At 28.0% G+C, this 25545-nt stretch carries 21 protein-coding genes; 16 read left to right on the top strand and 5 right to left on the bottom strand.

Annotated features, from left to right (window positions below):
• Window positions 1–718: 718 nt before the first annotated feature.
• Entirely contained in the window at window positions 719–1870 is a 1152-nt protein-coding gene (xerA, locus tag ABJG40_RS08820; RefSeq protein WP_348024222.1) for a site-specific tyrosine recombinase/integron integrase, read from the bottom strand.
• Window positions 1871–2250: 380 nt separating this feature from the next.
• Here xerA and ABJG40_RS08815 point away from each other — a divergent pair, with 380 nt between their 5' ends.
• The 11 genes from ABJG40_RS08815 to ABJG40_RS08765 all read left to right on the top strand — a co-directional run bounded on the left by ABJG40_RS08815 (window position 2251) and on the right by ABJG40_RS08765 (window position 16819).
• Window positions 2251–4683, top strand: coding sequence for a protein-disulfide reductase DsbD domain-containing protein (locus ABJG40_RS08815; protein WP_348024221.1), 2433 nt, complete (start codon window positions 2251–2253; stop codon window positions 4681–4683).
• A 5-nt stretch (window positions 4684–4688) separates the two neighbouring features.
• Window positions 4689–6176, top strand: coding sequence for an aminotransferase class V-fold PLP-dependent enzyme (locus tag ABJG40_RS08810; RefSeq protein WP_348024220.1), 1488 nt, complete (start codon window positions 4689–4691; stop codon window positions 6174–6176).
• Between the two features lie 302 nt (window positions 6177–6478).
• Complete coding sequence (locus tag ABJG40_RS08805) at window positions 6479–7306, top strand: prephenate dehydratase (protein WP_348024219.1); 828 nt, start codon at window positions 6479–6481, stop codon at window positions 7304–7306.
• Window positions 7307–7349: 43 nt separating this feature from the next.
• Entirely contained in the window at window positions 7350–8492 is a 1143-nt protein-coding gene (locus ABJG40_RS08800; protein WP_348024218.1) for an aminotransferase class I/II-fold pyridoxal phosphate-dependent enzyme, read from the top strand.
• Window positions 8493–8495: 3 nt separating this feature from the next.
• Window positions 8496–9347, top strand: a complete 852-nt coding sequence (locus ABJG40_RS08795; protein ID WP_348024217.1) for a prephenate dehydrogenase — start codon at window positions 8496–8498, stop codon at window positions 9345–9347.
• A gap of 22 nt (window positions 9348–9369) precedes the next feature.
• Window positions 9370–10452, top strand: a complete 1083-nt coding sequence (locus ABJG40_RS08790; RefSeq protein ID WP_348024216.1) for a bifunctional 3-deoxy-7-phosphoheptulonate synthase/chorismate mutase type II — start codon at window positions 9370–9372, stop codon at window positions 10450–10452.
• Window positions 10453–10661: 209 nt separating this feature from the next.
• Entirely contained in the window at window positions 10662–11627 is a 966-nt protein-coding gene (rsgA, locus tag ABJG40_RS08785) for a ribosome small subunit-dependent GTPase A (protein WP_348024215.1), read from the top strand.
• Window positions 11628–11630: 3 nt separating this feature from the next.
• The gene (gene dtd / locus ABJG40_RS08780) at window positions 11631–12083 is read left to right on the top strand and encodes a D-aminoacyl-tRNA deacylase (protein ID WP_348024214.1); all 453 of its coding nucleotides are present in this window, start codon (window positions 11631–11633) and stop codon (window positions 12081–12083) included.
• 116 nt (window positions 12084–12199) lie between these two features.
• Entirely contained in the window at window positions 12200–12838 is a 639-nt protein-coding gene (locus tag ABJG40_RS08775; RefSeq protein ID WP_348024213.1) for a YceI family protein, read from the top strand.
• Window positions 12839–12935: 97 nt separating this feature from the next.
• Window positions 12936–14855 carry a DUF3857 domain-containing protein gene (locus ABJG40_RS08770; protein ID WP_348024212.1) on the top strand — a complete coding sequence of 640 codons (1920 nt, stop codon included), beginning with the start codon at window positions 12936–12938 and terminating at the stop codon, window positions 14853–14855.
• A 5-nt stretch (window positions 14856–14860) separates the two neighbouring features.
• On the top strand, window positions 14861–16819 hold the full coding sequence (locus ABJG40_RS08765) for a DUF3857 and transglutaminase domain-containing protein (RefSeq protein WP_348024211.1): 1959 nt from the start codon (window positions 14861–14863) through the stop codon (window positions 16817–16819).
• Between the two features lie 3 nt (window positions 16820–16822).
• Here the strand turns inward: ABJG40_RS08765 and ABJG40_RS08760 are convergent, their stop codons facing one another.
• Both ABJG40_RS08760 and ABJG40_RS08755 read right to left on the bottom strand, forming a co-directional pair.
• Window positions 16823–17449 carry a CPBP family intramembrane glutamic endopeptidase gene (locus ABJG40_RS08760; RefSeq protein WP_348024210.1) on the bottom strand — a complete coding sequence of 209 codons (627 nt, stop codon included), beginning with the start codon at window positions 17447–17449 and terminating at the stop codon, window positions 16823–16825.
• Between the two features lie 14 nt (window positions 17450–17463).
• A complete protein-coding gene (locus tag ABJG40_RS08755; protein WP_348024209.1) occupies window positions 17464–17922 on the bottom strand; it encodes an Lrp/AsnC family transcriptional regulator in 459 nt (152 codons plus the stop codon).
• 156 nt (window positions 17923–18078) lie between these two features.
• Between ABJG40_RS08755 and ABJG40_RS08750 the strand changes: the two genes are divergently transcribed.
• The 3 genes from ABJG40_RS08750 (at window position 18079) to ABJG40_RS08740 (ending at window position 21382) form a co-directional block, all read left to right on the top strand.
• Entirely contained in the window at window positions 18079–19278 is a 1200-nt protein-coding gene (locus ABJG40_RS08750; protein WP_348024208.1) for an aminotransferase class I/II-fold pyridoxal phosphate-dependent enzyme, read from the top strand.
• 161 nt (window positions 19279–19439) lie between these two features.
• On the top strand, window positions 19440–20924 hold the full coding sequence (nhaC, locus tag ABJG40_RS08745) for a Na+/H+ antiporter NhaC (RefSeq protein WP_348024207.1): 1485 nt from the start codon (window positions 19440–19442) through the stop codon (window positions 20922–20924).
• Window positions 20924–21382, top strand: a complete 459-nt coding sequence (locus ABJG40_RS08740) for a GNAT family N-acetyltransferase (protein WP_348024206.1) — start codon at window positions 20924–20926, stop codon at window positions 21380–21382. The genes nhaC and ABJG40_RS08740 overlap by 1 nt, the downstream gene beginning before the upstream one ends.
• Before the next feature lie 3 nt (window positions 21383–21385).
• On the opposite strand, the gene ABJG40_RS08735 is transcribed toward ABJG40_RS08740, so the two are convergent.
• Both ABJG40_RS08735 and ABJG40_RS08730 read right to left on the bottom strand, forming a co-directional pair.
• Complete coding sequence (locus ABJG40_RS08735; protein ID WP_348024205.1) at window positions 21386–21622, bottom strand: hypothetical protein; 237 nt, start codon at window positions 21620–21622, stop codon at window positions 21386–21388.
• Window positions 21623–21649: 27 nt separating this feature from the next.
• Window positions 21650–23623 (bottom strand): putative porin, encoded by a 1974-nt coding sequence (locus tag ABJG40_RS08730; RefSeq protein ID WP_348024204.1) that lies wholly within the window; start codon window positions 23621–23623, stop codon window positions 21650–21652.
• Between the two features lie 83 nt (window positions 23624–23706).
• Between ABJG40_RS08730 and ABJG40_RS08725 the strand changes: the two genes are divergently transcribed.
• Together ABJG40_RS08725 and ABJG40_RS08720 are read left to right on the top strand one after the other, a co-directional pair.
• Window positions 23707–24306, top strand: a complete 600-nt coding sequence (locus ABJG40_RS08725) for a ribonuclease HII (RefSeq protein ID WP_348024203.1) — start codon at window positions 23707–23709, stop codon at window positions 24304–24306.
• 172 nt (window positions 24307–24478) lie between these two features.
• Window positions 24479–25531 (top strand): nucleoid-associated protein, encoded by a 1053-nt coding sequence (locus ABJG40_RS08720; protein WP_348024202.1) that lies wholly within the window; start codon window positions 24479–24481, stop codon window positions 25529–25531.
• Window positions 25532–25545 lie beyond the last annotated feature (14 nt).

The following is a 25545-nucleotide window of genomic DNA, read 5'->3' as shown; positions in this document are numbered from 1 at the left end:
AACGTTTATGTGTATTAAAAGTTGCGTTATGTTGCACTAAGTTAACAATTAAAACACAGATAGAAAATCCGCGAGGATTTTCGTAAGCTAGCTTTGACTAGCAATTTTTTTTACACGGTGTTAGTTTTAGTGCTTTTCCACACAATTTTTAATTTCTTTTTTTATTTAATTTTTCAAATCTATATAAATTTACTTTTTTTGATTTTAAATAGATTTTATTTCATTTTTTATTTTTTAAATCTAAATTTTATCTGACTTTCTTGAATTTAAATATAATTAAAGAGTTTATTTTTTTCATACAGTTTAATATTCATATTGTTTTTAAAATTACTTGTTCGAAGTTATATTATTTTACTTCTATTTTTTCTTGATAAGACTTAAACTTTTATAAGACCTTTTTATTCTCCGATTTTCTCATATTTTAAACAATTAAAGAAATTTTTTATTCATTTTTTAAGCTACACAGAAATTCATTTTCATTTTTCTAAAGTAAATTAATTATTTTCTACTTTTCTCAAACTTCAATTTTTCATTTTTTTACTAAATTAATGTAGAAATATTTAAGTTTTAAAATTCATATTTTTAAAAATTTAATCAATTTTTTCCCTCAATTAATTTTAGAGAATTTTAATTAATAACTTAAATTTCCTAAATTCTGTAAGCTGACTTTTGCATTAAAACTAACTGGTTATATACAATCAAATATATTGATTTTTGCTTATATTCTTCGGGATAATAAAACTTTTTTATTGTTATTATCTGTTCTTTTAATCTTTTGTAATGCAATATCTAACGGATTTTGAATCTCCATTAAATCTTTTCTTTTAACATGGGTGTAAATCATTGTTGTTTCAGGTTTAGCGTGTCCTAATAAAGATTGTATATATCTAATATCTACACCATTTTCTAATAAATGAGTTGCATAACTATGTCTTAATGTGTGAGGTGTTACTACTCTTTTTATATTTGCTTTTTTACAGCTTTTTCTTAAAAACTGTCGAACACTTTCTGCACTGTACTTTCCTTTTTGCTGTCCTTCTACAAAAAATGTTTTTGGCTTGTAAGAGTAATAATAATTAGATAAAAGAGGTATAAAACTATCTGCTAAACTAACATATCGATCCTTTCTTCCTTTACCATTTTTTATGATAAGTTGTTTTCTTTCAATATAAAAGTCTTCTAATTTTAAATTTATTAATTCACTAATTCTCAATCCACAAGAATAAATAAGTGCAATTATAGCTCTATGTTTTAAGTTTTGAGTTGCACTTATTATAGCTAAAATTTCTTCTTGAGATAAAACACTTGGTAGTTTCCTAGATTTTTTTGGTCTTTCTAATTCTAAATTATTAATTTTTGTAGTTGGATAAAATAGTATAAATAATTTTATAGAACTTATAAGTTGTCTTTGAGTACTTATCGAATAATTTCGCTCTATAAAAACTGTTTCAATAAATAATTCAACATCTTTGTTATTGAGTTCATCTAGAGATTTGGTTGAATGAAAATTTATAAAATCTGCAACAAAAAAAGTGTAAGTTTGTATGGTACTTTTACTATATCTTTTTCCTTTTAAGTAGAGGTAAAAGTTGTTTAAAAATGTTTTTTGAAAATCTGTTAAATTTCTTTTAAATAATTTTTTTTTGTTTTCAATATTAATCTTAGCAAGATTTTTAAATTTTTCTAAAATAACATTTAAGTTATTCTTTGAATCAGATATATACCAAGATTTTAAATTTTTACTCCAAAAAGCACCGTCAATTTTTCTCATTACGTCTACAAGTTTGTCATTATATTGAAACTTAATTAGTAATTGAGGTTCTTTTCTATGATTCTTTTTTTCTATAAATATCTCAGGAAATTTCTCCATTTTTCTTTTTTAATAGCATTTAAATATAAGAAAAAAATAGAATTTATTAGAAGTTTAAATCTTTTTTTTAATATAAATTTGTTTAATTAGCGTTAAAGATTTTTTTATATTTAGAGTCATGTTAATATTTTTATAAATGGTTTTTTTAAAGCTAATATTTTTTATTTTATATAACTTATTACATTAACTATACAATTGTTTTTTTAATTTTTTAAAGAAGAGTTTCTTTAGAAAGAAAATATTAATTCTTTTACTTTCATTATTATAATAGTATATAAATTAAGAAAATTTTAAGAGTAATCGTTAAAACTAAAAGTTGGGTTAACCTTTATAGTAATAAAAAAAGAATAATTTTGTTTCTTCAAATGAAACTTAAAACTATGAAATTATTTTTTTTCTCTATACTTTTAATACTTAGTTTAGGATTATTTGCACAAATAGAAGATCCTATTCGATGGTCTACAGCTGTTGAAAAAGTTTCTGACTCAGAATTTATCTTAGTTTCTACAGCTACACTAGAAGAAGGATGGCATTTATATGCTCAAGCTGTTCCAGAAGACGGGCCAATACCTACAACATTTAATTTTAATGATTCTAAAAAAGATTTTTTTCTTGTAGGTAAAAATATAGAAGAAAAAGGAGTTACAGTAGATGATCCTGTTTTTCAAATGAAAATTAAGTTTTTCGAAAAGACAGCAGTTTTTAGGCAAAAAATAAAAACAACATCAAACATAAACACAATTAAAGGAGTTGTAGAATTTATGGTTTGTGATGATACTAAATGTTTACCGCCAACAGAACTAGATTTAGTTTTTACAATCCCTAATAATTCAAATAATATTTTCGATGACAAAGATGGTATTTTAAATCCTATTACTTGGAAAACTTCATTTGAAAAAATTTCTGAAAGAGAATATAATATAATTATTAAAGCAGCTATAGAAAAAGATTGGCATTTGTATTCTCAACACACTACAGATGGTGGCTCACTTCCAATAATTATATCAAAATCAAAAACTGATGATAAATTTGAGTTAATAGGTAAAGCAATAGAAAGCGATACCTTAAAAAAGTTTAGTAAAACATTTGATGTATATGAATCTTATTTTGAAAAAAATGCTATTTTAAAACAAAGAATAAAGTTAAAAGATGCTAATTTAACTCAAGTAAATCTAAATCTAACTGGGCAGGTTTGTAAAACAGAATGTATTCAAATTGATGAAGATTTTTCATTTTCTCTAAATGGAAAAACAGAAAGTGTCGTAAATAAAAATAGAGATAATAAATCTGTAAATAACTTACTTTATGGTATAAATGCTGATGGATTGATGTCAGCATCTAAAAAATGCAAAAATGAAACAAGTAGTAATTCATCAGAAATACAAAAAGGAGAAAAATCTCTTTGGAATATTTTTGGAATAGGTTTTTTAGGAGGATTATTAGCTTTATTAACACCTTGTGTTTTTCCTATGATTCCTTTAACGGTTAGCTTTTTTACAAAGAAAAATGGCAAAAATAAAGGTTCAGGAGTTTCAAAAGCATTACTATATGGCTTTTTTATTTTTGCGGTATATGTAATTTTAAGTATACCATTTCATTTACTCGATTCTGTTAATCCAGACATTTTAAATGAAATATCTACCAACATTTGGTTAAATATTATCTTCTTTGTCATATTTGTGTTCTTTGCTTTTTCATTCTTTGGATATTACGAATTAACACTACCAGCAAGCTGGACAAATAAAACAACTCAAGGAGAAAGTTCTGTAGGTTTTGTAGGAATATTTTTTATGGCATTAACTTTAGCCATAGTTTCATTTTCTTGTACTGGGCCTATTTTAGGTTCATTGTTAGCAGGTTCTTTAATAGCAGATGGTGGCGCTTGGCAACTTACTGCAGGTATGGCAGGTTTTGGAGTTTCTTTAGGATTGCCTTTTGCTCTTTTTGCAATGTTTCCTAATATGATGAATGCCTTACCAAAATCTGGAGGTTGGTTAAACACAACAAAAGTAATTTTAGGGTTTTTAGAATTAGCTTTGGCATTTAAATTCTTATCAAATGCAGATTTAGTGGCACATTGGAATATGCTTAAAATTGAACCTTTCTTATTACTGTGGATATTAATTTTTGCAGGTTTAGCATTATATTTATTAGGTAAAATTAAATTTCCACACGATTCACCAATTAAAAAACTATCATTTTCAAGAATTGCAGGAGGTATTTTAGTAGCTTCTTTTGTGATTTATTTAGCATCAGGTTTTATGGTAAATAAAGAAACAAAAACATTTACACCTTTAACTTTATTAAGTGGTTTAGCTCCTCCTGTAGGTTACAGTTTTATATATCCTAATGAGTGTCCAAATAATTTAAATTGTTTTAAAGATTTAAAAACTGGTATAGCATATGCTAAAAAGGTAAACAAACCAATTATGTTAGATTTTACAGGCTACGCATGTGTTAACTGTAGAAAAATGGAAGAACATATTTGGCCAAAACAAAAAATAGATAATTATTTGCGAAACGATTATGTATTAATCTCTTTATATGTTGATGATAAAAAAGAATTACCAGAAAATGAACAAGTTTTAGTAAATAGAATAAATGGAGGAACTAGAAAACTTGAAACTTATGGAAATAAATGGGCAAACTTTCAAACGCAGTTTTTTAAAACAAACTCTCAGCCATACTACGTTTTATTAAATTCTGATGGGACAAAAATTTTAAACCAAGCTGTTGGTTATACACCAGATGAAAACGAGTATGCACAATTTTTACAATGTGGATTAGAAGTATTTAAAGAGTTTAAAAAATAATTACAATGCAAAAGGATATGAATGAGTTAAATTTAGAACAGTATTTCAATCAATTTAGAAAAAATATTGTAGGTATAGATCAAACGTTTCAATCTCCTTACGGAGAACAAAAATTAGTGTATACAGATTGGACTGCAAGCGGAAGGTTGTATGCGCCAATAGAAGATAAATTACTAAATCAATTTGGCCCTTTTGTAGCAAATACACACACAGAAACTTCTACTTCTGGTGCTGCAATGACCTTAGCTTATCATGAAGCTAGAAATATTATTAAACACCATGTAAATGCAAATGATAATGATGTTTTAATAACTACAGGAACAGGAATGACAGGTGCTGTTAATAAGTTTCAAAGAATTTTAGGTTTAAAAGTTTCAGAAAACTTAAAGAATCATACAATTATTCCAGAAGAACTTAAACCTATTGTTTTTGTAAGTCATATGGAGCATCACTCTAATCAAACTTCGTGGTTAGAAACAATTGCAGATGTAGAGGTTGTTCCTTGTAATAATGAAGGTTTGTTATGTTTAAAAGAATTTGAAAAATGCTTTCAAAGACATCAACACAGAAAAATAAAAATAGTTTCTATAACATCTTGTTCTAACGTAACAGGTATAGAAACTCCTTATCATGAAATTGCAAAATTAATTCATGGTTATAATGGCTTATGTTTTGTAGATTTTGCATGTTGTGCACCTTATGTGCATATAAATATGCATCCTGAAAATAAAGATAAGTATTTAGATGCAATTTTCTTTTCTCCACATAAATTTTTAGGAGGTCCAGGAACTTCAGGAGTGTTAGTTTTTAATAAAAGTTTATATAAAAATACGGTTCCAGATAATCCAGGAGGAGGTACAGTAAGTTATACAAATCCTTGGGGACAGCATGATTATGTAGATGATGTTGAAGCAAGAGAAGATGGAGGAACACCTGGTTTTTTACAAACCATTAGAATTGCACTTTCTATTCAGTTAAAAGATAAAATGGGTGTTACAAATATAAAAGACAGGGAAGAAGAGATTAATAAAGTAATGTTTAAAACGTTAGAAAGTTTACCAGGAGTAAAAATTTTAGCTCCAGATCATAAAGAACGTTTAAGTATTTTTTCTTTCTATTTTGAAAAATATCATTTCAACTTGGTTGTTAAATTATTGAACGATAGATTTGGAATACAAACAAGAGGAGGTTGTTCTTGTGCAGGTACTTATGGACATTTTTTATTAAATGTAGATAAAGAAACTTCAAATAGAATAAAAGATGAAATTTTACATGGTTGTAATACAGAAAAACCAGGTTGGATTCGTTTGTCTGTACACCCAACAATATCTACAAAAGAGTTAAATTTTATTTGTAATTCACTAAAAGAATTAACAAATAATATTGAAGAATGGTCTAAAGACTATCAATATGAAGCAATTAAAAATGATTATAGCCATAAAACTATAGATCCAATAGAAAAAAAGTTGGTAAAAGAATGGTTTCAAATTTAGAATTTGATTTCAAATATCTTTAAGGGTAATAAATTTCATAAAGTTTAAGTTTCATTTTTAACAAATTTTAATAATATGTCAATTCTTATATAAAAAGTTACATATAATTTGTTTATGTAAATTAAATCTTTAGATTTGTTGTTCAAAACAAGAGAATTCAAAATGTTAAATAACAATTTTACAGGTTTCTATTTTTACTTTTACTTTTTTAGTAAGAGCAGAGACTTTGTATCGTGTTGTTAAGAAACATTAAAAATATATAAAGTCTCGAATTTACTTCGAGGCTTTTTTTTTGATAAAAAATGAATAAAATTATTGCCATACAAGGAGCTGAAGGCTCAAACCACCACAAAGTAGCTAGAGACTTTTACGGAAACAACATTCAATTAAAAGAATGTATGTCTTTTGATGTTTTGGTAGATAGTTTGTTAGATGGTTCTGCCAATTATGGGGTAATGGCTTTAGAAAATACAATTGCAGGTTCTATAATACCAAATTATGCCTTATTAGACAAACACAACTTACATATTACAAATGAAGAATATTTAAATATTCACCATCATTTAATGGCTTTAAAAGGTCAAGGTATTAAAGATATTAAAGAAGTTTGGTCTCATCCAATGGCGTTATTACAGTGTAAGGAGTTTTTTAAAAAACACCCTCACATTAAATTGGTAGAAGATGTAGATACTGCAGAAGTAGCAAAAAGAATTGCAAAAGAAAATTTAGTTGGTATAGCAGCAATTGCACCAAAAATTGCAGCAGATATTTTTGGTTTAGAAGTTCTTGAGGATGAAATTCAAACAATAAAAGACAATTCAACAAGATTTGTAATTGTACAAACTGAAGAGCCAAGTAATGGTATTGATAAAATAAACAAAGCATCATTAAAATTTCAATTAAATCATAAAAGAGGCAGTTTAGCAGCCATTTTAAATGTGTTGAGCGATTGTCAAATGAATTTAACAAAAATTCAATCATTACCAGTTATAGAAACACCTTGGAAATATTCCTTTTTTGTAGACATAACTTTTGAGGATTATAAAGATTACAAAAAATCAGAAGCAATTATAGAAATAATGGCAGAAGAATTCAAGATTTTAGGAACTTATAAAAACGGTAGAAAATAGCGCAGCTATACTGAATTTATTTCAGGATCTCATTTAAAACAATATGATTAAACCAGCCAAAAGATTAGATACAGTTCAAGAATACTACTTCTCTAAAAAATTAAGAGAAGTTAGAGGTTTAGCAGCTGCAGGAAAACCAATTATTAATATGGGAATTGGATCTCCAGATTTGCAACCACCAACGCAAGTTTTAGCAGCAATTCAAGCAAGTTTGAATGATGCAAATGCACATAAATATCAATCTTATCAAGGATTACCAGAATTAAGGAAGGCAATCTCTGAGTTTTATCAGAATAAATTTTCTGTAGATAGCAACCCAGAAAATGAGATTTTGCCTTTAATGGGAAGTAAAGAAGGAATTATGCATATTTCTATGGCTTTTTTAAATGAAGGTGATAAAGTCTTAATTCCAAATCCTGGATATCCAACATATACATCAGTAACAAAATTAGTAGGCGCAGAACCACTTTTTTATAATTTAAGTGATGCAACAAACTGGCAACCAAATTTTGAAGAATTAGAAGCACAAGATTTATCAGAAGTAAAAATTATGTGGGTAAATTATCCTCATATGCCAACAGGTACAGACGCAACATTAGAAACGTTCGAAAAGTTAGTTGCTTTTGGTAAAAAACATAATATATTAATCATTAATGACAATCCTTATAGTTTTATTTTAAACGATAACCCTATCAGTATTTTACAAGTAGAAGGCGCAAAAGACATTGCTTTAGAGTTGAATTCTTTAAGTAAAACGTTTAACATGGCTGGTTGGCGAGTAGGTATGGTTTTAGGAAACGCAACCTATATAAACGAAATTTTAAAAGTAAAATCTAATATGGATTCTGGTATGTTTTACGGAATTCAAAAAGGAGCCATAGAAGCATTACAATTGTCAAATGACTGGTTTTCTGATCAAAATAAAATATACGAAGAACGTAGAAAGTTAATCTGGCAATTGGCAGGTAAATTAAACGCAACTTACAGTAAAAATGCAACAGGTTTATTTGTTTGGGCAAAAATTCCTGAAGGAAAAAAATCTGAAGAAGTAACAGATGCTGTTTTATATGATAACAATATTTTTATTACTCCAGGAACTATTTTTGGTTCTCAAGGAGAAGGATATATACGTTTTTCATTATGTGTAACTACAGATGTAATTAAAGAAGCAATATCAAGATTATAAGTTATGAAAAATATATACATGATTGGTGTTGGTTTAATAGGAGGTAGTTTTGCTATCGATATTAAAAATCACGATTCAGAAGTAATCATTCACGGAATTAGTAGAAAAGATGAAACTCTAAATAAAGCATTAGAATTAGGATTAATTGATAGAAAAGCAACTTTAGACGATCTAGAAAATGCAGACTTGGTAATTGTATCAATTCCTGTAGATGCAACTGTAAAATTATTACCAACAATTTTAGATAAAATATCAGATACAGGTTTGGTTATTGATGCTGGTTCAACAAAAGAAGAAATTTGTAAGGTGGTTGAACATCATCCAAAAAGAAGAAACTTTTTAGCATGTCATCCAATTGCAGGAACAGAAAATTCTGGCCCCACAGCAGCCATTTCTGGCTTATACGTTGGGAAAACGAACATTATCTGTGAAGTTGAAAAGACAACTTTTAAATTGCAAGAAAAAGCTTTAGAACTTTTTAGAGCCATTGGAATGCGTATTAGATATATGGATCCTGTGTCTCATGACAAGCATATTGCGTATGTTTCGCACTTATCTCACATTAGTTCATTTATGTTAGGTAAAACAGTAATAGATAAAGAAAAAAATGAACGCGATATTTTTGATATGGCAGGTTCTGGTTTTGCTTCAACAGTTCGTTTGGCAAAAAGTTCACCAGCAATGTGGACACCAATTTTTAAACAAAACAAAGAAAACGTAATAGAAACGTTAGACAAATACATCAATAATTTACAACATTTTAAAGAGTTGATGGAACAAGATGATTTCTCAGAAATTTTTAAAGAAATGGAGAATACAAATTATATAAAACAAATTTTAAACGGCATAAAATAAATAAGCCACAATTAATAGAAAAATGAAGAATACAAAAGAATTAAGAACATGGTTGGATGATATGAATTTAGCACATCCACTAGTAATAGCAGGGCCTTGTAGTGCAGAAACCGAAGAACAGGTTTTAAAAATTGCACACGAATTAAAAGATTCTGATGTAAACTATTATAGAGCAGGAATTTGGAAACCAAGAACGAGACCAGGTAACTTTGAGGGTGTTGGCGCTTTAGGTTTAGGATGGCTTAAAAAAGTAAAAGAAGAAACAGGTATGAAAACCTGTACAGAAGTTGCCAATGCAGCTCACTGTAAATTAGCCATTGAAGAAGATGTAGATTTATTATGGATTGGTGCACGTTCTACAGTTTCTCCTTTTATCATGCAAGAAATTGCAGATGCTTTAGAAGGTACAGATAAAATTGTATTAGTAAAAAATCCAGTAAATCCAGATTTAGCTTTATGGTTAGGTGGTATCGAAAGATTATATACTGCAGGAATCAAAAATCTTGGAGCAATTCACAGAGGATTTTCTACGTATGATAAATCTAAATACAGAAACAACCCAAACTGGCAATTAGCAATAGAATTCCAAAACAAATTTCCAGATTTACCATTAATTTGTGATCCATCACATATTACAGGAAACAGAGAAATGATTCAAGATGTTTCTCAAGTTGCATTAGATTTAAACTTTGATGGTTTAATGATCGAAACTCATTTTGATCCTGATAATGCATGGTCTGATGCTGCACAACAAGTAACTCCAGACACTTTAAAGCAAATCATGAGAGACTTAAAAATTAAAAAAACTACAGAATCTGCAACAAGTTATAGAGAACCATTAGAAAACTTAAGAGCTCAAATTAACGTAGTAGATGATCAGTTAATTGAGTTATTAGGAAAAAGAATGCAAGTTGCAGACAAAATCGGTCAATTAAAGAAAGATGAAAACGTAGCTGTTTTACAATCTAGACGTTGGAACGAGATTTTAGGAAACATGGTGTTAGAAGGTAGTAGTAGAGGTTTAAGTGAAGAGTTTGTTTTAAAAATGTTTAAAGCAATTCACCAAGAATCTATCAACCATCAAGAAAAAATTATTAACGGATAGTTTTTGGGCGTTACCTAAAGGTCAGGCTTTCATTACTCACTTTTTTTGTTTTTAAGAAACAAAAAAGAGTTCAAACAAGCCATTCAATCCTTAACGCGTATTGCAAACTTCTTAAAATAATTCTTAAATATTTAGTAATCCTTCAGGCATTAAAACTTGAAGGATTATTTTTTATTTCAAATTCGTAATTTATTCTCATCTTTGTACTAATGACAGGAATCGTATACAAATCTACAGGAAGTTGGTATCAAGTAAAATCTGAAGAAGGTATCTTTTATCAATGTAGAATAAAAGGGAAATTTAGAATAAAAGGTATTAAAAGTACCAACCCAGTTGCAGTAGGAGATAAAGTTATATTCGATTTAGAAAAAAAAGGAGATGAAGAAACAGGTGTTATTAAAAAGATTTTAGATAGAGAAAACTTTATTGTTCGTAAATCTGTAAATCTATCTAAACAGACACATATAATTGCTGCCAATTTAGATTTAGTTTTCCTTTTAATAACCATAGATAATCCACCAACATTTACCACTTTTATAGACCGTTTTTTAGTGTCTACTAGATCTTATAGAATAGATACTATTTTAGTTTTTAATAAAATAGATTCTTATGAAATAGAACAAAGAGCAGAAATTTTATACCTAAAAGATATTTACGAAGCAATTGGTTATACTTGTATTGAAGTTTCTGCAACAGAAAACAAAAATGTAGATAAAATTAAAGAACAGATGTTAGGTAAAACATCTATGTTTGTTGGTCATTCTGGTGTTGGTAAATCTACTTTGGTAAACGCAGTAGAACCAACTTTAGATTTAAAAACAAAAGAAATTTCAGATCAACACAAACAAGGCCAGCATACAACTACTTTTGCAGAAATGTTCGATTTAAGTTTCGATGCAAGAATTATTGATACTCCAGGTATAAAAGGTTTTGGAATTGTTGATATAGATAAATACGAATTAGGAGATTATTTTCCAGAGTTTTTTGAAATGAAACAACATTGTAAATTCAATAATTGTTTGCATTTAAAAGAACCAAAATGCGCTGTAAAAGAAGCATTAGAAACAGAAAAAATTTCTTGGTCTCGTTATAAAAGCTACTTGCAAATTTTAGAAGGAGAGGAAGAAAAAGAGCATTTTAGAACAGATATTTGGAACGAAGAAGATAATGAGTAGACTATGAAAATTGTTATTCAAAAAGTTACAGAAGCAAGTGTAACTATCAATCAAAAAAAAGTTGCAGACATTCAAAAAGGATTATTAATTCTTTTAGGTATTGTAAATGAAGATACACAAGAAGATATCAATTGGTTGGTTCGTAAAATTGCTAATCTTCGTATTTTTAATGATAAAAATGGTGTAATGAACAACTCTCTTTTAGATATTAATGGAGAGGTTGTTGTAGTAAGTCAGTTTACACTTCAAGCATCAACAAAAAAAGGAAACAGACCCAGTTATATTAAAGCTGCAAAACCAGAAATTGCAATACCTTTGTATGAAAATTTTGTTTTAAGTTTAGAGAAAGAAATTGGTAAGAAAGTTCAAACAGGTGTGTTTGGAGCAGATATGAAAGTACAACTTTTAAATGACGGACCTGTAACAATTGTTATAGATTCTAAAGTAAAAGAATAGTTTTTTATAATTGTTAAATTTTTCAGAAAACTAAAAATAATATTTTCCACGGAAAACAAATAATATATATTTGCCATGGAAAATAAAATAGTAATAAATATAAATCAAACAATAAAATGAGAAAAATAGTTTTATCACTAGTAGTAATTGCATCAGTTTTAACTGCGTGTAAAAGCGAGAAAAAAGAAAAAGTAGAAGTAAAAGAAGCTGTAAAAGTAGAAGCTAAAAGTGTTAGCTTAAATAATGTAGATGTTACTGCTTCTGTTTTAAATTGGAAAGGGACAAAACCAGGAGGTGCACATGATGGTACAGTTTCTTTAAAAAGTGGAGGTTTACTTCTAGAAAATGGTAAGTTAACTAAAGGTGAATTTGTAATTGATATGAACACAATTACAAATCTTGATATGAAAGGTTCTAATGGAGCAGGAAAAATAGAAGGTCATTTAAAAAATGCAGATTTCTTTGATGTTGCAGTATACCCAACATCAAAATTTATAATTACTAAAGTAGAAGAAGTAGCAGGTAAATTAGCTGTAACAGGTAATTTACAAATTAAAGATGTAACAAAAAGTATAGTAATTCCTGCAACAATTTCTACAGAAGCTGGTGTTACTACCTTTACAAGTGAAAGTTTTAATGTAGATAGAGCAGATTTTAATATAAAATATAAATCAAAATCTTTCTTTAAAGAACTTAAAGATAAATTTATAGATGATATTATGGAAATGTCTTTTGTTGTGAAAACAAAAGCATAATTTAGAAATTATTTTCTTTTTATTAAGGGTTAAAAACTATTGTTTTTAACCCTTTTTTAGTTTCTTTTTTTTAACTTTGGTTAGCTATTAAAAAAACATGAAAAAGAATTTATCCCTATCAATTATACTTGCTTTATTTTTAGTTGTTTCTATTTTTTCTCAGAAAAATAATTATTCATCACTTCTAATTCCTATAGAATTAAAAGAAGATGCCAATGCAGTAATTAGAGATAATTCAATAGAAATAACAATTGATAATGTTGATGAAATGACCGTTCATAAAAGAGAAGTAATTACTATTCTTAATAAATTAGGAGATAGATTTGCTGATATTTATGAGAGCTATGATAACGATACCAAAATAACTAAACTATCAGCTTTAATTTACGATGCTTTTGGAAACCAAATTAAAAAATATTCTAAAAATAAGTTTTTAGATGAAAGTGCTGTAGATGGTGGTACATTATACTCAGATTCTAGAGTAAAATATGTAGATTACACACCTGTTTCTTATCCTTACACCATTGTTTTTGAGTCTGTATACAAAACGTCTTCTACAGGTTTTATTCCTAGTTGGTATCCAATTTCTGGGTATTATATTTCAGTAGAAAAAAGCAGTTATAAACTAAAAAACACAAATAAGATTGCAATTAATAAAAAGGAAAAAAACTTCATTGATTACCCAATTGAAAGTAAACATTCAGATTATGAATTATATAGTATTTTAAATAATCAACCTGCAGTTAAATATGAAGCTAATAGTGTTTCTTTTTCTAATTTTATGCCAATATTAATGGTTGTGCCTAATCATTTTCAAACAGATGGCATAAAAGGAAGTTACTCAAATTGGAAAGAATTAGGACTTTGGATGAATAATAAAATATTAGCAGGTAAAACAGATTTAGAAGAAGCTACTAAATTAAAAGTTTTAAATTTGGTAGAAGGTATAGATGAACCTATAAAAAAAGCAAAAATTGTATATAAATATATGCAAGATAAAACCAGATATATTAGTGTGCAAGTTGGCATTGGAGGTATTCAACCAATTGCGGCAAATAAAGTAGATAAAGTTAGTTATGGTGACTGTAAAGGTTTAACTAATTATACTAAAGCTTTATTAGATGTTGTAGGTGTTAAATCTAATTATGTTCATGTAGAGGCAAACCCTAATGATAAAGTTTCATTTGAAAATGAATTTGCTTCTTTAGCACAAGGAAATCATGTAATTTTAAATATTCCTAATAGCGGTAATGATATTTGGTTAGAATGTACCAGTCAAACATTGCCATTTGGTTATTTAGGAGATTTTACTGATGATAGAGATGTATTAGTAATGACACCAGAAGGAGGTGTTATAAAGAGAACACCTGCATATAAAAACGAAACTAATATACAAGTTACAAAAGCAGAAATTCAATTAGATAATAAAGGCAGTTTAACGGCAAAGGTAAATACAACTTCTAAAGGAATAAAATATGATGATAAATATTATTATGAAACTTTTACAAAAGAAGAACTTGTTAAAAAGTATAAATCTAATGTATGGAGTTATAATAACAATCTAGAAGTTTTATCAGCAGATTTAGAAAATGATAAAGAAAATGTTGTTTTTAAAGAAGATGTAGAGGTTGCGATTAAAAATTATGCGGCTATTAATAATCAAGAATATTTATTTAGAGTAAATATTTTTAATAAAAATAGCTATGTACCTAAAAGATATAGAAGTAGAAAATTACCACTAAAAATTGCTAGAGGATATAAAGATGTAGATACCTACACAATTAAAATTCCAAAAGAATATACACTACCTATTTTACCATCAGAAAAAACACTCTCGACTAAATTTGGAACTTATAAAGTAACTTTTACTAAACTAGATGCTACTACTTTTAAGTATGAAAAATCACTTTTAATTAAAGAAGGAATCTACCCTAAAGAAGATTACAAATTATACAGAAGTTTTAGAAGAAGTATTGCTAAATATGAAAATTTAAGAATTGCTATTATAAAAAAATAAAAAGAATGAAAAAGTTAACCCTACTAGTGCTATTAATATGTCAGTTTACAATTTTTGCCCAAGATTATAAATTTGGAAAAGTATCAAAAGAAGAAATAGAAGAAAAATTTTATCCTTTAGATTCTACTGCAGATGCAGCGTATTTATTTAGAAGTAGAAGAACATATTATGATTTTGTAACTAATAGTGGTTTTCAGTCTGTAACAGAAATTCACGAAAGAATTAAAATTTATACAAAAAAAGGATTTGATATGGCTACAAAATCTATAGCCTATTATGATCCTGAGGTTGGTGAAGGAGATGCCGTTTCTTCAATAAAAGGATATATATACTCTTTGGTAGATGGTAAAGTTGAAAAAGAAAAATTATCGAAAAAAAGTATCTTTAAAGAAAAGAAAAACCAATCTTATAGTATTAAAAAAATTACAATGCCAAATATTAAAATTGGTACTGTAATAGAAATAAAATATAAAATAGTTTCACCTTATGCCAATTCTATTGATGATTTACAATTTCAATATGGTATACCTGTTAAAAAGTTATCATACAGAGTTGAAGTACCTGAGTATTATAAGTATAACAAAAGGTCTAAAGGTTATTATAGTATCCCTATGGTTAAAACCTCAAAAACAGGTTCTATTGGTACTTTAAATTTTAGAATAGATGTTTTTTCATTTAATGCTGATAACATTCCTGCTTTAAAAAATGATGAACCTTATATAAGTAGTATTTATAATTATAGAGGAGGAATGAAATTTGAATTAACAGAAATTAATTTTATAAGTTTACAAGGAGAGTATAAATCTTTTTCTAATACATGGGAAGATGTTAGTAAGCAAATTTTTAAGGCTTCTAGTTTTGGAAGTGAGTTAAATAAAAATAGTTATTATAAAAATGATTTAGAGAATGTAATTGGAAGTATTTCTTCAGAAAAAGAAAAAGTTGCTGCCGTTTTTCAGTTTGTAAAAAACAAAATAAAATGGAATGGTAATAACAATAAGTACACAGAAAAAGGAGTGAAGAAAGCCTATAAAGAAAGAGTAGGTAATGTAGCAGATATTAATTTAATGCTAACTTCTATGTTACGATCTGCAGGTTTAAAAGCAAACCCAGTTTTAGTTAGTACAAGAAGAAATGGAGTGCCATTATTTCCAACATTAAATGGGTTTAATTATGTGATTTCTATGGTAGATTTTAATGATGGAACATATGTGTTATTAGATGCTACAGAATCATTTAGTTTACCTAATTTATTACCAAAAAGGGTTTTAAATTGGAATGGAAGAAAAGTTACAAAAGATGGAGTTTCTTCTTGGGTAAAATTAACATCAACCAAACACGCTATAGATGGTAATAGTTTAATGGTTAAGATTACAGATGATATGATGGTAGAAGGTTTGTTTAGAACAACATTTATGAACCTTAGTGCTCTAAATTTCAGAAAGAATAAAAATCATGTAAAAGACGAAAGCTTAATAACCAAATTAGAAGAAAGATATAGCATAGAGGTTGAAGATTATAAAGTTGTAAATAAAGAAAAAATAAGTGCTCCTATTGTTAGAAATGTTAAGTTTTTAAGTGAAGATTTAATTGAAGAAATAAACGGAAAAATTTATATAGAACCTTTGTTGTTTTTAACAACTCATAACAATCCTTTTAAATTAGAAGAAAGAAAATTTCCAGTAGATTTTGCAACTCCATGGAAAGATAGTAATAGAGTTTTTATAAGTATTCCAGAAGGTTATAAAGTAGAAAAATTACCAGAGTCATTAGCAATAGGTTTGCCAGATAATTTAGGCGTTTTTAAATATCAATTATTGCAAAGTGGTAATAAAATTAGTGTTACATCAATATTACAATTTAACAATGGTATTATTGCACCACAATATTATACAGCATTAAAAGATTTTTATGGACAAATGGTTAAGAAGCAATCTGAGAAAATAGTATTGGTTAAAGAATAATTTTTAGGATGGGAAACCTAATAAGTTTCCCATTCCTACAGTAAATAACCAACAACCATAAATGGAATGTTCTATAGAAACTAGCAGAGTAGATTTTGTTTTGTTGTAGGTAATAGCAAAAAGGATTCCACCCAAAAACGTGAGAAATAATACTAATGTATTTTTAAACAATAAATGCGCTAAAGAAAAAATTAAGGCATTTATTAGAATAAAAACATGTTCATTTTTAAACAAAACTTGATACCTTTTAAAGAAAAATGTTCGGTAAATAATTTCTTGCGGATACACAGATAAAAAAGAGTAGAATATTAGAATTGCTAGCCACATTAAAGGTTTATTTAGAACAACTGTAAAAAGACTTTCTTTATTTGTAAACCAAACAAAGCAAGTGGTAATTATAGCAATTACTTGAAACTTCATAAAGATTGATGGCCAAAATTTTTTCCAATTGATGTTTTTCTGAATTCGAAATTTAATTTTTTCAACTTTTAATAAAATAAACAGAATATAACTAAAACCAAAAAGGCCAATTGCTAATTTTATTATCGGAGAATAATCAAAAGCAAAACTGATGGGAATAGATACAAAAATAATTAATAATTCAATGGTTTTAATACGAGTAGATTGCATGTTTTAAAAGTTAACTAAATATTTATAGCGGTTGTGTTTTTAACTTCCTCAATTGCAAAAGTACTGTGAGTACTTCCTATATAAGCAATTGTTGTTAGTTTTGTAACCATAAAATTTCTGTAAGCATCCATATCTTTTACGTAAATTTTTAAAATATAATCATAATCTCCACTCACGTGGAAACATTCTGTAATTTCTTCTAATTTTAAAACTTCACGTTCAAAAGTTGTAACATATTCTCTAGAATGTTTGATGAGTTTAATGTGACAAAAGACTAAAAAAGATTTTTCAATTTTGTTTTTATTAATAAGAGCCACATACTTTTTAATTATTTCTTGTTTTTCTAATTTCTTTATTCGCTCATAGACAGCAGTTACAGATAAATTAAGTTGAATAGAAAGTTGTTTTGTGGTTTGTTTGCTGTCTTTTTGAAGCAAATTGATGAGTTTTTTATCAATAGAATCTAAAGTCATAATTTAATATTTTCGGAAAAGTAATATTTTACAATAGGTTTTTAGTTTTAAAAACTATATTATGTTTTAAAGATAGAATAATAATCTATAATAAAATGTAAGTATTGATATATTTTCTTTTAAGTTGTTGTTTTGTACTTGTTAAAGCTATCAATTATGAAATTTAAACCAGCAGATAATATTCAAGATTTACAATACTTTGGCGAATTCGGAGGTGTAAATCCATCTATATCAGATTCATCAACATATACTTTTTTATCAGCAAAAACAATGTTAGATACTTTTGAAGGAAATTCTGATGGATGTTATTTATATTCACGCCATTCATCACCAAGTAATTTATATTTAGGAGAAGCTTTAGCAGCAATGGAAGGAACAGAAAGTGCAAATGTTGCAGGTTCTGGAATGGGAGCAATTACACCAACAATTTTACAAATCTGTAGTAATGAAGATCATATAGTTTCTAGTAGAACTATTTACGGAGGAACGTATGCTTTTTTAAAGAATTTTACTCCAAGAATGGGTATAAAAACGTCGTTTGTAGATATTACAAAACTAGACGTTGTAGAAGCAGCAATTACAAAAAGTACAAAAATGATTTATTGCGAAACTGTTAGCAATCCTTTGTTAGAAGTTGCAGATATAAAAGGATTAGCTTTTTTAGCAAAAAAATATAACCTAAAATTAGTCGTAGATAATACTTTTTCGCCATTATCTATTTCTCCTGCACAATATGGGGCAGATGTTGTAATACATAGTTTAACAAAGTTTATAAACGGTTCTTCAGATACTATGGGGGGTGTTGTTTGTGCAAGTACCAATTTTATCAATTCTCAAAAAAGTGTAATAGATGGTGCAAGTATGTTGTTAGGTTCTTCTTTAGATTCTTTAAGATCTTCATCTATTTTAAAAAATATGAGAACATTACATATCCGAATGAAAAAACACAGCTATAATGCTGCTTTTTTAGCAAATAAATTCGAAGCAGATGGTTTAAAAACTGTTTATCCTGGATTAGAATCACATCCTTCTCACGAGCTTTTTAAATCGATGATGAATTTAGAATATGGTTTTGGAGGAATGTTAACTATTGAAACAGGTTCTTTAGAAAAAGCAAATGCTTTAATGGAGTTGATGCAAGAAAAAAACTTAGGATATTTAGCTGTAAGTTTAGGTTTCTATAAGACATTATTTTCTGCACCAGGAACTTCTACGTCATCAGAAATACCAGAAGATGAACAAGAAGAAATGGGACTTTCAAATGGATTAGTTCGTTTTTCTATAGGTTTAGATAATGATATAGAAAGAACTTATAAAATGATGAAAAGTTGTATGAAAGAAGTTGGGGTTTTATAATTTTTACTTTGTTTCCAATTTTTTTTACCTAGAGCTATATCTCCATAAGCAATACCTAAAACAATTTGAGTTAAAGTATCCATAATAGCAAATGTAAGCAACCAATTTGATTTGCATAACATTTTGTAAAATCGTAACATTACAGAACGAAAATTTTTAGAATGGAAAGCCAAAATATATCTCCGAGAGAACCACAAGATGAAAACATAATTGAAAATAAAGAGCTAAATATTTGGGAAGCCTTAATTCCTATTTTTGCCTTAATTGGTATGTTATTTTACAATGTGTTTTTTGTGTATGGAGATGATGCTTTGAGCGGAAGTAACCAATTTATTTTATTAATGGGAGCAGCAGTTGCAGCTGTTGTTGGTTTTAGAAATAAAGTTTCTTACAAACAAATGATAGAAGAAGTTGCAGAAAATGTAAAATCTACAACTGGTGCAATTTTAATTTTATTAATGGTTGGTGCATTAGCAGGAACTTGGTTAATAAGTGGAATAATTCCTTCTATGATTTATTATGGATTACAAATTTTGAATCCAACCATATTTTTAGCAGCTTCTGTAGTTATTTGTGCTATAATTTCTGTTGCCACTGGTAGCTCTTGGACTACTTCTGCAACAGTTGGTATTGCCTTAATTGGTATAGGAAATACATTAGGTATTTCTGCAGGAATGACAGCAGGAGCAGTTTTATCTGGAGCATATTTTGGAGATAAAATGTCTCCACTTTCAGATACAACTAATTTAGCACCAACAATGGCAGGAGGCGAGTTGTTTGAGCATATAAAATATATGGCTATTACAACTATTCCTACAATTTTAGTAACTCTTTTAATTTTTATCATTATTGGTTTTTCTATAGAAACAAAAGGTACACCAGATATTTCAGATAAGTTAACAGCAATAGATGCAGCTTTTAATATTTCTCCTTGGTTATTTATAGTTCCGGTTTTTGTAATCTTTTTAATTGTAAAAAAGACAGAACCATTAATTGCTTTGTTAGCTGGTACATTATTAGCAGGAATTACTGCAATTATTGCACAACCAGAAATAGTGATGAATGTTGCTGGAGCAGAAAGTTTAACTATTAACTCTGCTTATAAAGGAGTTATGAATGCAATTACAGTAGATTCTGCCGTAGAAACTACAAGTGCAGAATTGAATGATTTATTTTCTGCTGGCGGAATGAGTGGAATGCTAGGTACTATTTGGTTGATAATTTGTGCAATGGTTTTTGGAGGGATTATGGATGCAATTGGTGCATTATCTAGAATAAGTAAAGCATTGTTAAATTTAGCATCTACTGTTTTTGGTTTATTTGCAAGTACAGTAGCAAGTTGTTTAGCCTTAAATATTACTGCTTCAGATCAATATTTGGCAATTGTAGTTCCTGGAAAAATGTTTAAAAAAGCATATGAAGATAAAGGTTTAGCGCCAGAAAATTTAAGTAGAACTTTAGAAGATTCTGGAACAGTAACTTCTGTTTTAATTCCTTGGAACACATGTGGAGCTTATCAATCTGGAGTTTTAGGAGTAGGTGTAAGTGAGTATTTCTTTTATGCTATTTTTAATTGGTTAAGTCCTTTTACTACGTTACTTTTTGCAGCCTTTAATATTAAAATAAAACAGTTAGTTAAAAAATAATGATTGTTGTTGCACAAGTTTCTGATGCTACTAAACTGACAGAGATTGCAATAAAGTCAAAAGCTTTTTGGGGTTATTCTGATGAATTGATTGCTAGTTGGAAAGAAGATTTAACCATTACTCCCAAAATGTTTCAAGAATCAAACGTTTGTAAATATCTTGTTAATGATGAAATTGCAGGATTTTACATTCTAAATAGAGCAAATATTAGAACCAGTTTTTTAGATTTTTTGTTTATTGCCCCTAAATTTATAAAACAAGGAATTGGTAAAGCCTTATTAAAACATGCTTCAGAATATTGTATTGGAGGTAGTTGTGCTGTGTTAAATGTACTTTCAGATCCTTATGCGGAAGGATTTTATGCAAAACAAGGATTTAAAGTTATTGCTAGAAGAGAAAGTTCTGTTCCAGGTAGGTTTTTACCAGAAATGGAGTTAGAGTTTCCAGAAAATATGTAAGTTCTATCTCTTTTTAAAAAGATGTAATACTCCAGAGATTATCAATAAAACCCAAGGAGTTCCATGCATTAAAACATCAAACCAATCTTGTCCTTTCATTGCATGTTCTCCAGAAAAAGCATTTCCGCCTAAAATCCATTTTATTTTACCCCAAATATGAGGTTCTCTAAAAGGAGCAAGGCCTAAAGTTAAACTTGCTATTAAAAAGAGTTTCCAATTTTTTTTAAGCTTTTCTTTCATTTCTAGGGATGTTTTACTCTAATTTTTTTATATAAACCAGTTCCAAACCAATCCAAAGCGAATTACAAAATCTCTATAAGGGTAGTTAGGAGCAGAAAAGTAATTTTTTTCAGTAAAGCTAGAAGTTACATTTTCTATTTTAAAATATAATCGAGTTCTTCTTACTTGTGCATTAAAGAAAACATCTACAGAAGGAAAACCAATTTCTTCTGTGTTTTGTAATGTGAATTCTGCTAATAACGGATTGTAAGCATTCATTTTATATTTAGTAAAATATTTAAAAGTAGCACCAATATTTACCAACATTGGTTTTCCTTTAAACCAATAATCTGTATAATATAAAGTGTTTCTTGTTACCAATTCTGGCACTCTAAATACAGAACTTCCACTACTAACATTCTGGTACATAAGTGTATTGTCTAAAGCCAGTTTCCAATATTTAATTTCTTTATTTGCTTTTACTTTTAAATATGTAATCTGATTTTCAAATTGTTTCGGAGTATTGTTTTCTCCAATTTTAATTTCATCAAAATAAACATAGTTATCAATATTTGTAAAATTAAGAGAAGCATTTATCCATTTAGAACTGAAGTCAAAACCTAAATCTCTTGTATTTACATTGCTAAAATTATTTTGCCAATTGTAATCATCATATTTACTTTGGTGTAACAATGTATTGAAATTTGGCGATTTAGAACTAATTAGTAAACTTCCTTTTACTGAAAAAACACTGTCTTTTTTATATGATGCTTCACCTTTTAAAAAGTTTCCAGATAACCTTCCGCTACCAGGACTAAGGTTTCCTGTAGCATTTAGTTGAAAATTCTTTATTTTCGCATTCCAATCAGCTCCAACAGAAATAGCATTACCTTCTAACTTTATTTTAGAAATAGTACTACTTGTATTTAATATGGAGTCATATCCGTAAGAATAACTTGTAAGATTAATTTTTGCTTTAATTTTTCCAAGCACATATTTAGAGTTAAACTCTAAATTTAATTCATTATTTGTAATAGCATTTTTAGCCAAATTATTACTGGCACCTGCAGAGTTTATATCACCAAAAATATCAGTAGTAGAAGTTGTTTGAGTAAAGTTGTATTCTTTAGTTTCACTTGTTAAAACGTGTCCTATTTTTAAATTACTAAAATCTTTTTTATTTAAAGAATCTTTACTAGAAATTAACTTGTAGCTATGATCTAAATACAATCTTCTTCCTTCAAATTGGTTTTCTGCATCCGTTAAATTAACATCTAAACGAGATCTAGTTTCATAATCTTCATCATTACTTGTAAATTTTTCAACTTCAGATTCTGGTAGTCCACCACTTTCTTCATTAAAAAAATCTTGCGAAGTTAAATGTCCACGTATTTCATATCGATTATTTTTAGCTCTATAATGAAAAGCACCTCTAAAGTTTCCATGACTTGCTAAAGATCTTCTATAAGCTCCTAAAGAACGAATCCCTTTGTAAGAAAGAGAAACATTTAATCTTCTAGAAAAATTTACTGTAAAAATAGCATCTAAAACCTGTCCTTGTTGTAAGCCTGTTCTATAAGTAATTTCTGTGGTTGGAGTGGGAACTTCGTAATATTTAATTTCATCAATATCTAAATAACTAAACTGTTTAGCAGTAAAACCAATGTCTGGTAAAATTTTTAAATTACTAAAATTATAACCTAAATTAGTAAAAGTTTGTCCTTGATTATGGAAACCTAATAATTCAAAATTATCAGTTCTTAAATAATTAAATTTATAATCTTTTTGTATTGTTAAAGTAGTGTCAATATAGGCGGTATCTCTTTTATGAGAGAAAATTTTATAATCTGTATATTTTGTTTTTCCAGATAACTTTACAGTAATTTCTCCGGTTTTACTAATGGTGTCATTTCTAGAATTCCCAAAAGAACCTCTATCTATTTGTTCAAAAACTCTTTGGGAAAACAAACTAGAAGTCCCAATAAAGTATAAAATAAAAAATAAAATAAGTTGCTTATTCATAGATTGTTTCTGCAATGGCAAATGTAAAATAATTTAACGTAAATAATCGTTAATAATTATCATGAAAACTGTTAATTTGTAAAATGTTAGCATCTAATTATAGTGGTTTTTCTTTAGAAGCAGGTACAGATGAAGCTGGTAGAGGCTGTTTATCTGGGCCTGTAGTTGCAGCTGCAGTTATTTTGCCTAAAGATTTTACCCATCCTTTGTTAAACGATTCCAAGCAATTATCTGAAAAAAGACGAGATGAGTTGCGTCCTTTTATAGAAGAAAATGCGATTGCTTTTGGCGTTTCTTTTGTGTGGCAAGATGAGGTTGATAAAATAAACGTTTTACAAGCCTCTATAACCGGCATGCATCGTTCTATAGAAATGCTAAAAACACAGCCAGAGTTTATAATTGTAGATGGAAATAAGTTTCGCGATTACAAAGAAACTCCGCACAAAACCATTGTAAAAGGAGATGCAAAATATTTGAGCATTGCAGCAGCTTCAGTTTTAGCAAAAACGTATAGAGATGAATATATGGCAAAGATTCATCAAGAATTTCCAATGTATAATTGGAAAAAAAATAAAGGATATCCAACCAAAGAACACAGAAATGCAATTCGCGAGTTTGGTGCCACAGATTATCACAGAAAAACCTTTAAACTCTTGCCAGAACAAACCAAATTAGATTTGTAAAATTTCTTTTAGAAGCTATTTCCTGCTTTCACTACTCGCTTTTTTTGTCAAAAAAGACAAAAAAGAGCTCAAACAAACCGTTCAATCAGGGCTAAACTTGTTTATAAACTTTTAGAAATAATATCAAATAAGTTAAAAATTCAACTATTTTTACGCTCCAAAATTCTAAGTAATGATTAAAAAAACAAGAGCAGAAATTACCAAATGTATTTTACATAAAGTCGCTAATAAATTCAATAGCGGAAGCAATGTCTTTTCTGAAGAGTTAATTCGTTTCGATCAAGAAAGTTACGATTTAATGAAAGGCTTCTTGTTAAAACCATTTGGTTCATTAACGCAGAGTTACCGTTTTTCTCATCATGCAGATGTTCGTTTAAACGAATTAAATAATTATGCTTCAGAAGTTTTTAAAGAAGAAAGTAGTTTTATAGAATACTCTAAAAACATCGTAAATCATTTATACGAGCAATCTAATTCTGCTCAAATAAAAACTGGAGATGTAATTGTTGTTTTTATAGAAGGTATAGAGTATAAAGATGTTTTAACAGAAGCTATTGGCGTTTTTAAAATTGAAAATAAAGTAGATTTCTTTCAAACGTATTTAGACGATAATGAAAGTTGGGATGTTGTAGTTCAAAAAGGAATTTCAACAAAAAGAATAGACAAAGGTTGCTTAATTTTAAATACTTCAGATACAGAAGGTACCGTTGTGATGTCTGTAGATAACAATAATTACGATGCTCAATATTGGATTAAAAATTTCTTGTCTGTAAAATTAGCAGACGATTATAATTCGCATACACAGAACTATTTAGAACTATGTAAAGAATTTTCTGAAGAAGTAATTAAGCCAGAATTAGGAATGCACGAACAAGCAGATTTCTTAGCAAACACGGTAGATTATTTTAAAGAAAATGAAGCTGTGGATTATGCTACTTTTAAAGATGAGGTTTTTGAAGATGATAAGCATAAAGAAAAGTTTGATGAGTATAAAAAACATTTTGAGACTTTAAATGATGTTTTGGTTAGAAATAATTTTGATGTTTCTGGCGTTGTTTTAAAGAAAGAAAAAAGCAAACTAAAAACAGAAATTAAATTAGATACCAACATCAACATAAAGTTAGATGTAGATGCTCCAGAAGCAGCTTCAGAATATTTAGAAAGAGGATATGATGAAGAAAAGAAAATGAAATATTACAAAGTATATTTTAACGAAGAAAAGTAAGTTTTTTTAGTTGT

It is taken from the genome of Polaribacter sp., from assembly GCF_039939415.1.
GTDB lineage: Bacteria > Bacteroidota > Bacteroidia > Flavobacteriales > Flavobacteriaceae > Polaribacter.
Note: the sequence above shows the minus strand (reverse complement) of the source record. Positions and strands in the feature narration are given on the sequence as shown.

Coding starts and splice junctions, on each gene's coding strand:
- dtd (WP_348024214.1), top strand. CDS start 11,631: ATGAAAATTGTTATTCAAAAAGTTACAGAAGCAAGTGTAACTATCAAT.
- ABJG40_RS08795 (WP_348024217.1), top strand. CDS start 8,496: ATGAAAAATATATACATGATTGGTGTTGGTTTAATAGGAGGTAGTTTT.
- ABJG40_RS08720 (WP_348024202.1), top strand. CDS start 24,479: ATGATTAAAAAAACAAGAGCAGAAATTACCAAATGTATTTTACATAAA.
- ABJG40_RS08775 (WP_348024213.1), top strand. CDS start 12,200: ATGAGAAAAATAGTTTTATCACTAGTAGTAATTGCATCAGTTTTAACT.
- ABJG40_RS08755 (WP_348024209.1), bottom strand. CDS start 17,922: ATGACTTTAGATTCTATTGATAAAAAACTCATCAATTTGCTTCAAAAA.
- ABJG40_RS08770 (WP_348024212.1), top strand. CDS start 12,936: ATGAAAAAGAATTTATCCCTATCAATTATACTTGCTTTATTTTTAGTT.
- ABJG40_RS08730 (WP_348024204.1), bottom strand. CDS start 23,623: ATGAATAAGCAACTTATTTTATTTTTTATTTTATACTTTATTGGGACT.
- rsgA (WP_348024215.1), top strand. CDS start 10,662: ATGACAGGAATCGTATACAAATCTACAGGAAGTTGGTATCAAGTAAAA.
- ABJG40_RS08805 (WP_348024219.1), top strand. CDS start 6,479: ATGAATAAAATTATTGCCATACAAGGAGCTGAAGGCTCAAACCACCAC.
- ABJG40_RS08735 (WP_348024205.1), bottom strand. CDS start 21,622: ATGAAAGAAAAGCTTAAAAAAAATTGGAAACTCTTTTTAATAGCAAGT.
- ABJG40_RS08750 (WP_348024208.1), top strand. CDS start 18,079: ATGAAATTTAAACCAGCAGATAATATTCAAGATTTACAATACTTTGGC.
- ABJG40_RS08800 (WP_348024218.1), top strand. CDS start 7,350: ATGATTAAACCAGCCAAAAGATTAGATACAGTTCAAGAATACTACTTC.
- ABJG40_RS08810 (WP_348024220.1), top strand. CDS start 4,689: ATGCAAAAGGATATGAATGAGTTAAATTTAGAACAGTATTTCAATCAA.
- ABJG40_RS08740 (WP_348024206.1), top strand. CDS start 20,924: ATGATTGTTGTTGCACAAGTTTCTGATGCTACTAAACTGACAGAGATT.
- ABJG40_RS08725 (WP_348024203.1), top strand. CDS start 23,707: ATGTTAGCATCTAATTATAGTGGTTTTTCTTTAGAAGCAGGTACAGAT.
- xerA (WP_348024222.1), bottom strand. CDS start 1,870: ATGGAGAAATTTCCTGAGATATTTATAGAAAAAAAGAATCATAGAAAA.
- ABJG40_RS08790 (WP_348024216.1), top strand. CDS start 9,370: ATGAAGAATACAAAAGAATTAAGAACATGGTTGGATGATATGAATTTA.
- nhaC (WP_348024207.1), top strand. CDS start 19,440: ATGGAAAGCCAAAATATATCTCCGAGAGAACCACAAGATGAAAACATA.
- ABJG40_RS08760 (WP_348024210.1), bottom strand. CDS start 17,449: ATGCAATCTACTCGTATTAAAACCATTGAATTATTAATTATTTTTGTA.
- ABJG40_RS08765 (WP_348024211.1), top strand. CDS start 14,861: ATGAAAAAGTTAACCCTACTAGTGCTATTAATATGTCAGTTTACAATT.
- ABJG40_RS08815 (WP_348024221.1), top strand. CDS start 2,251: ATGAAATTATTTTTTTTCTCTATACTTTTAATACTTAGTTTAGGATTA.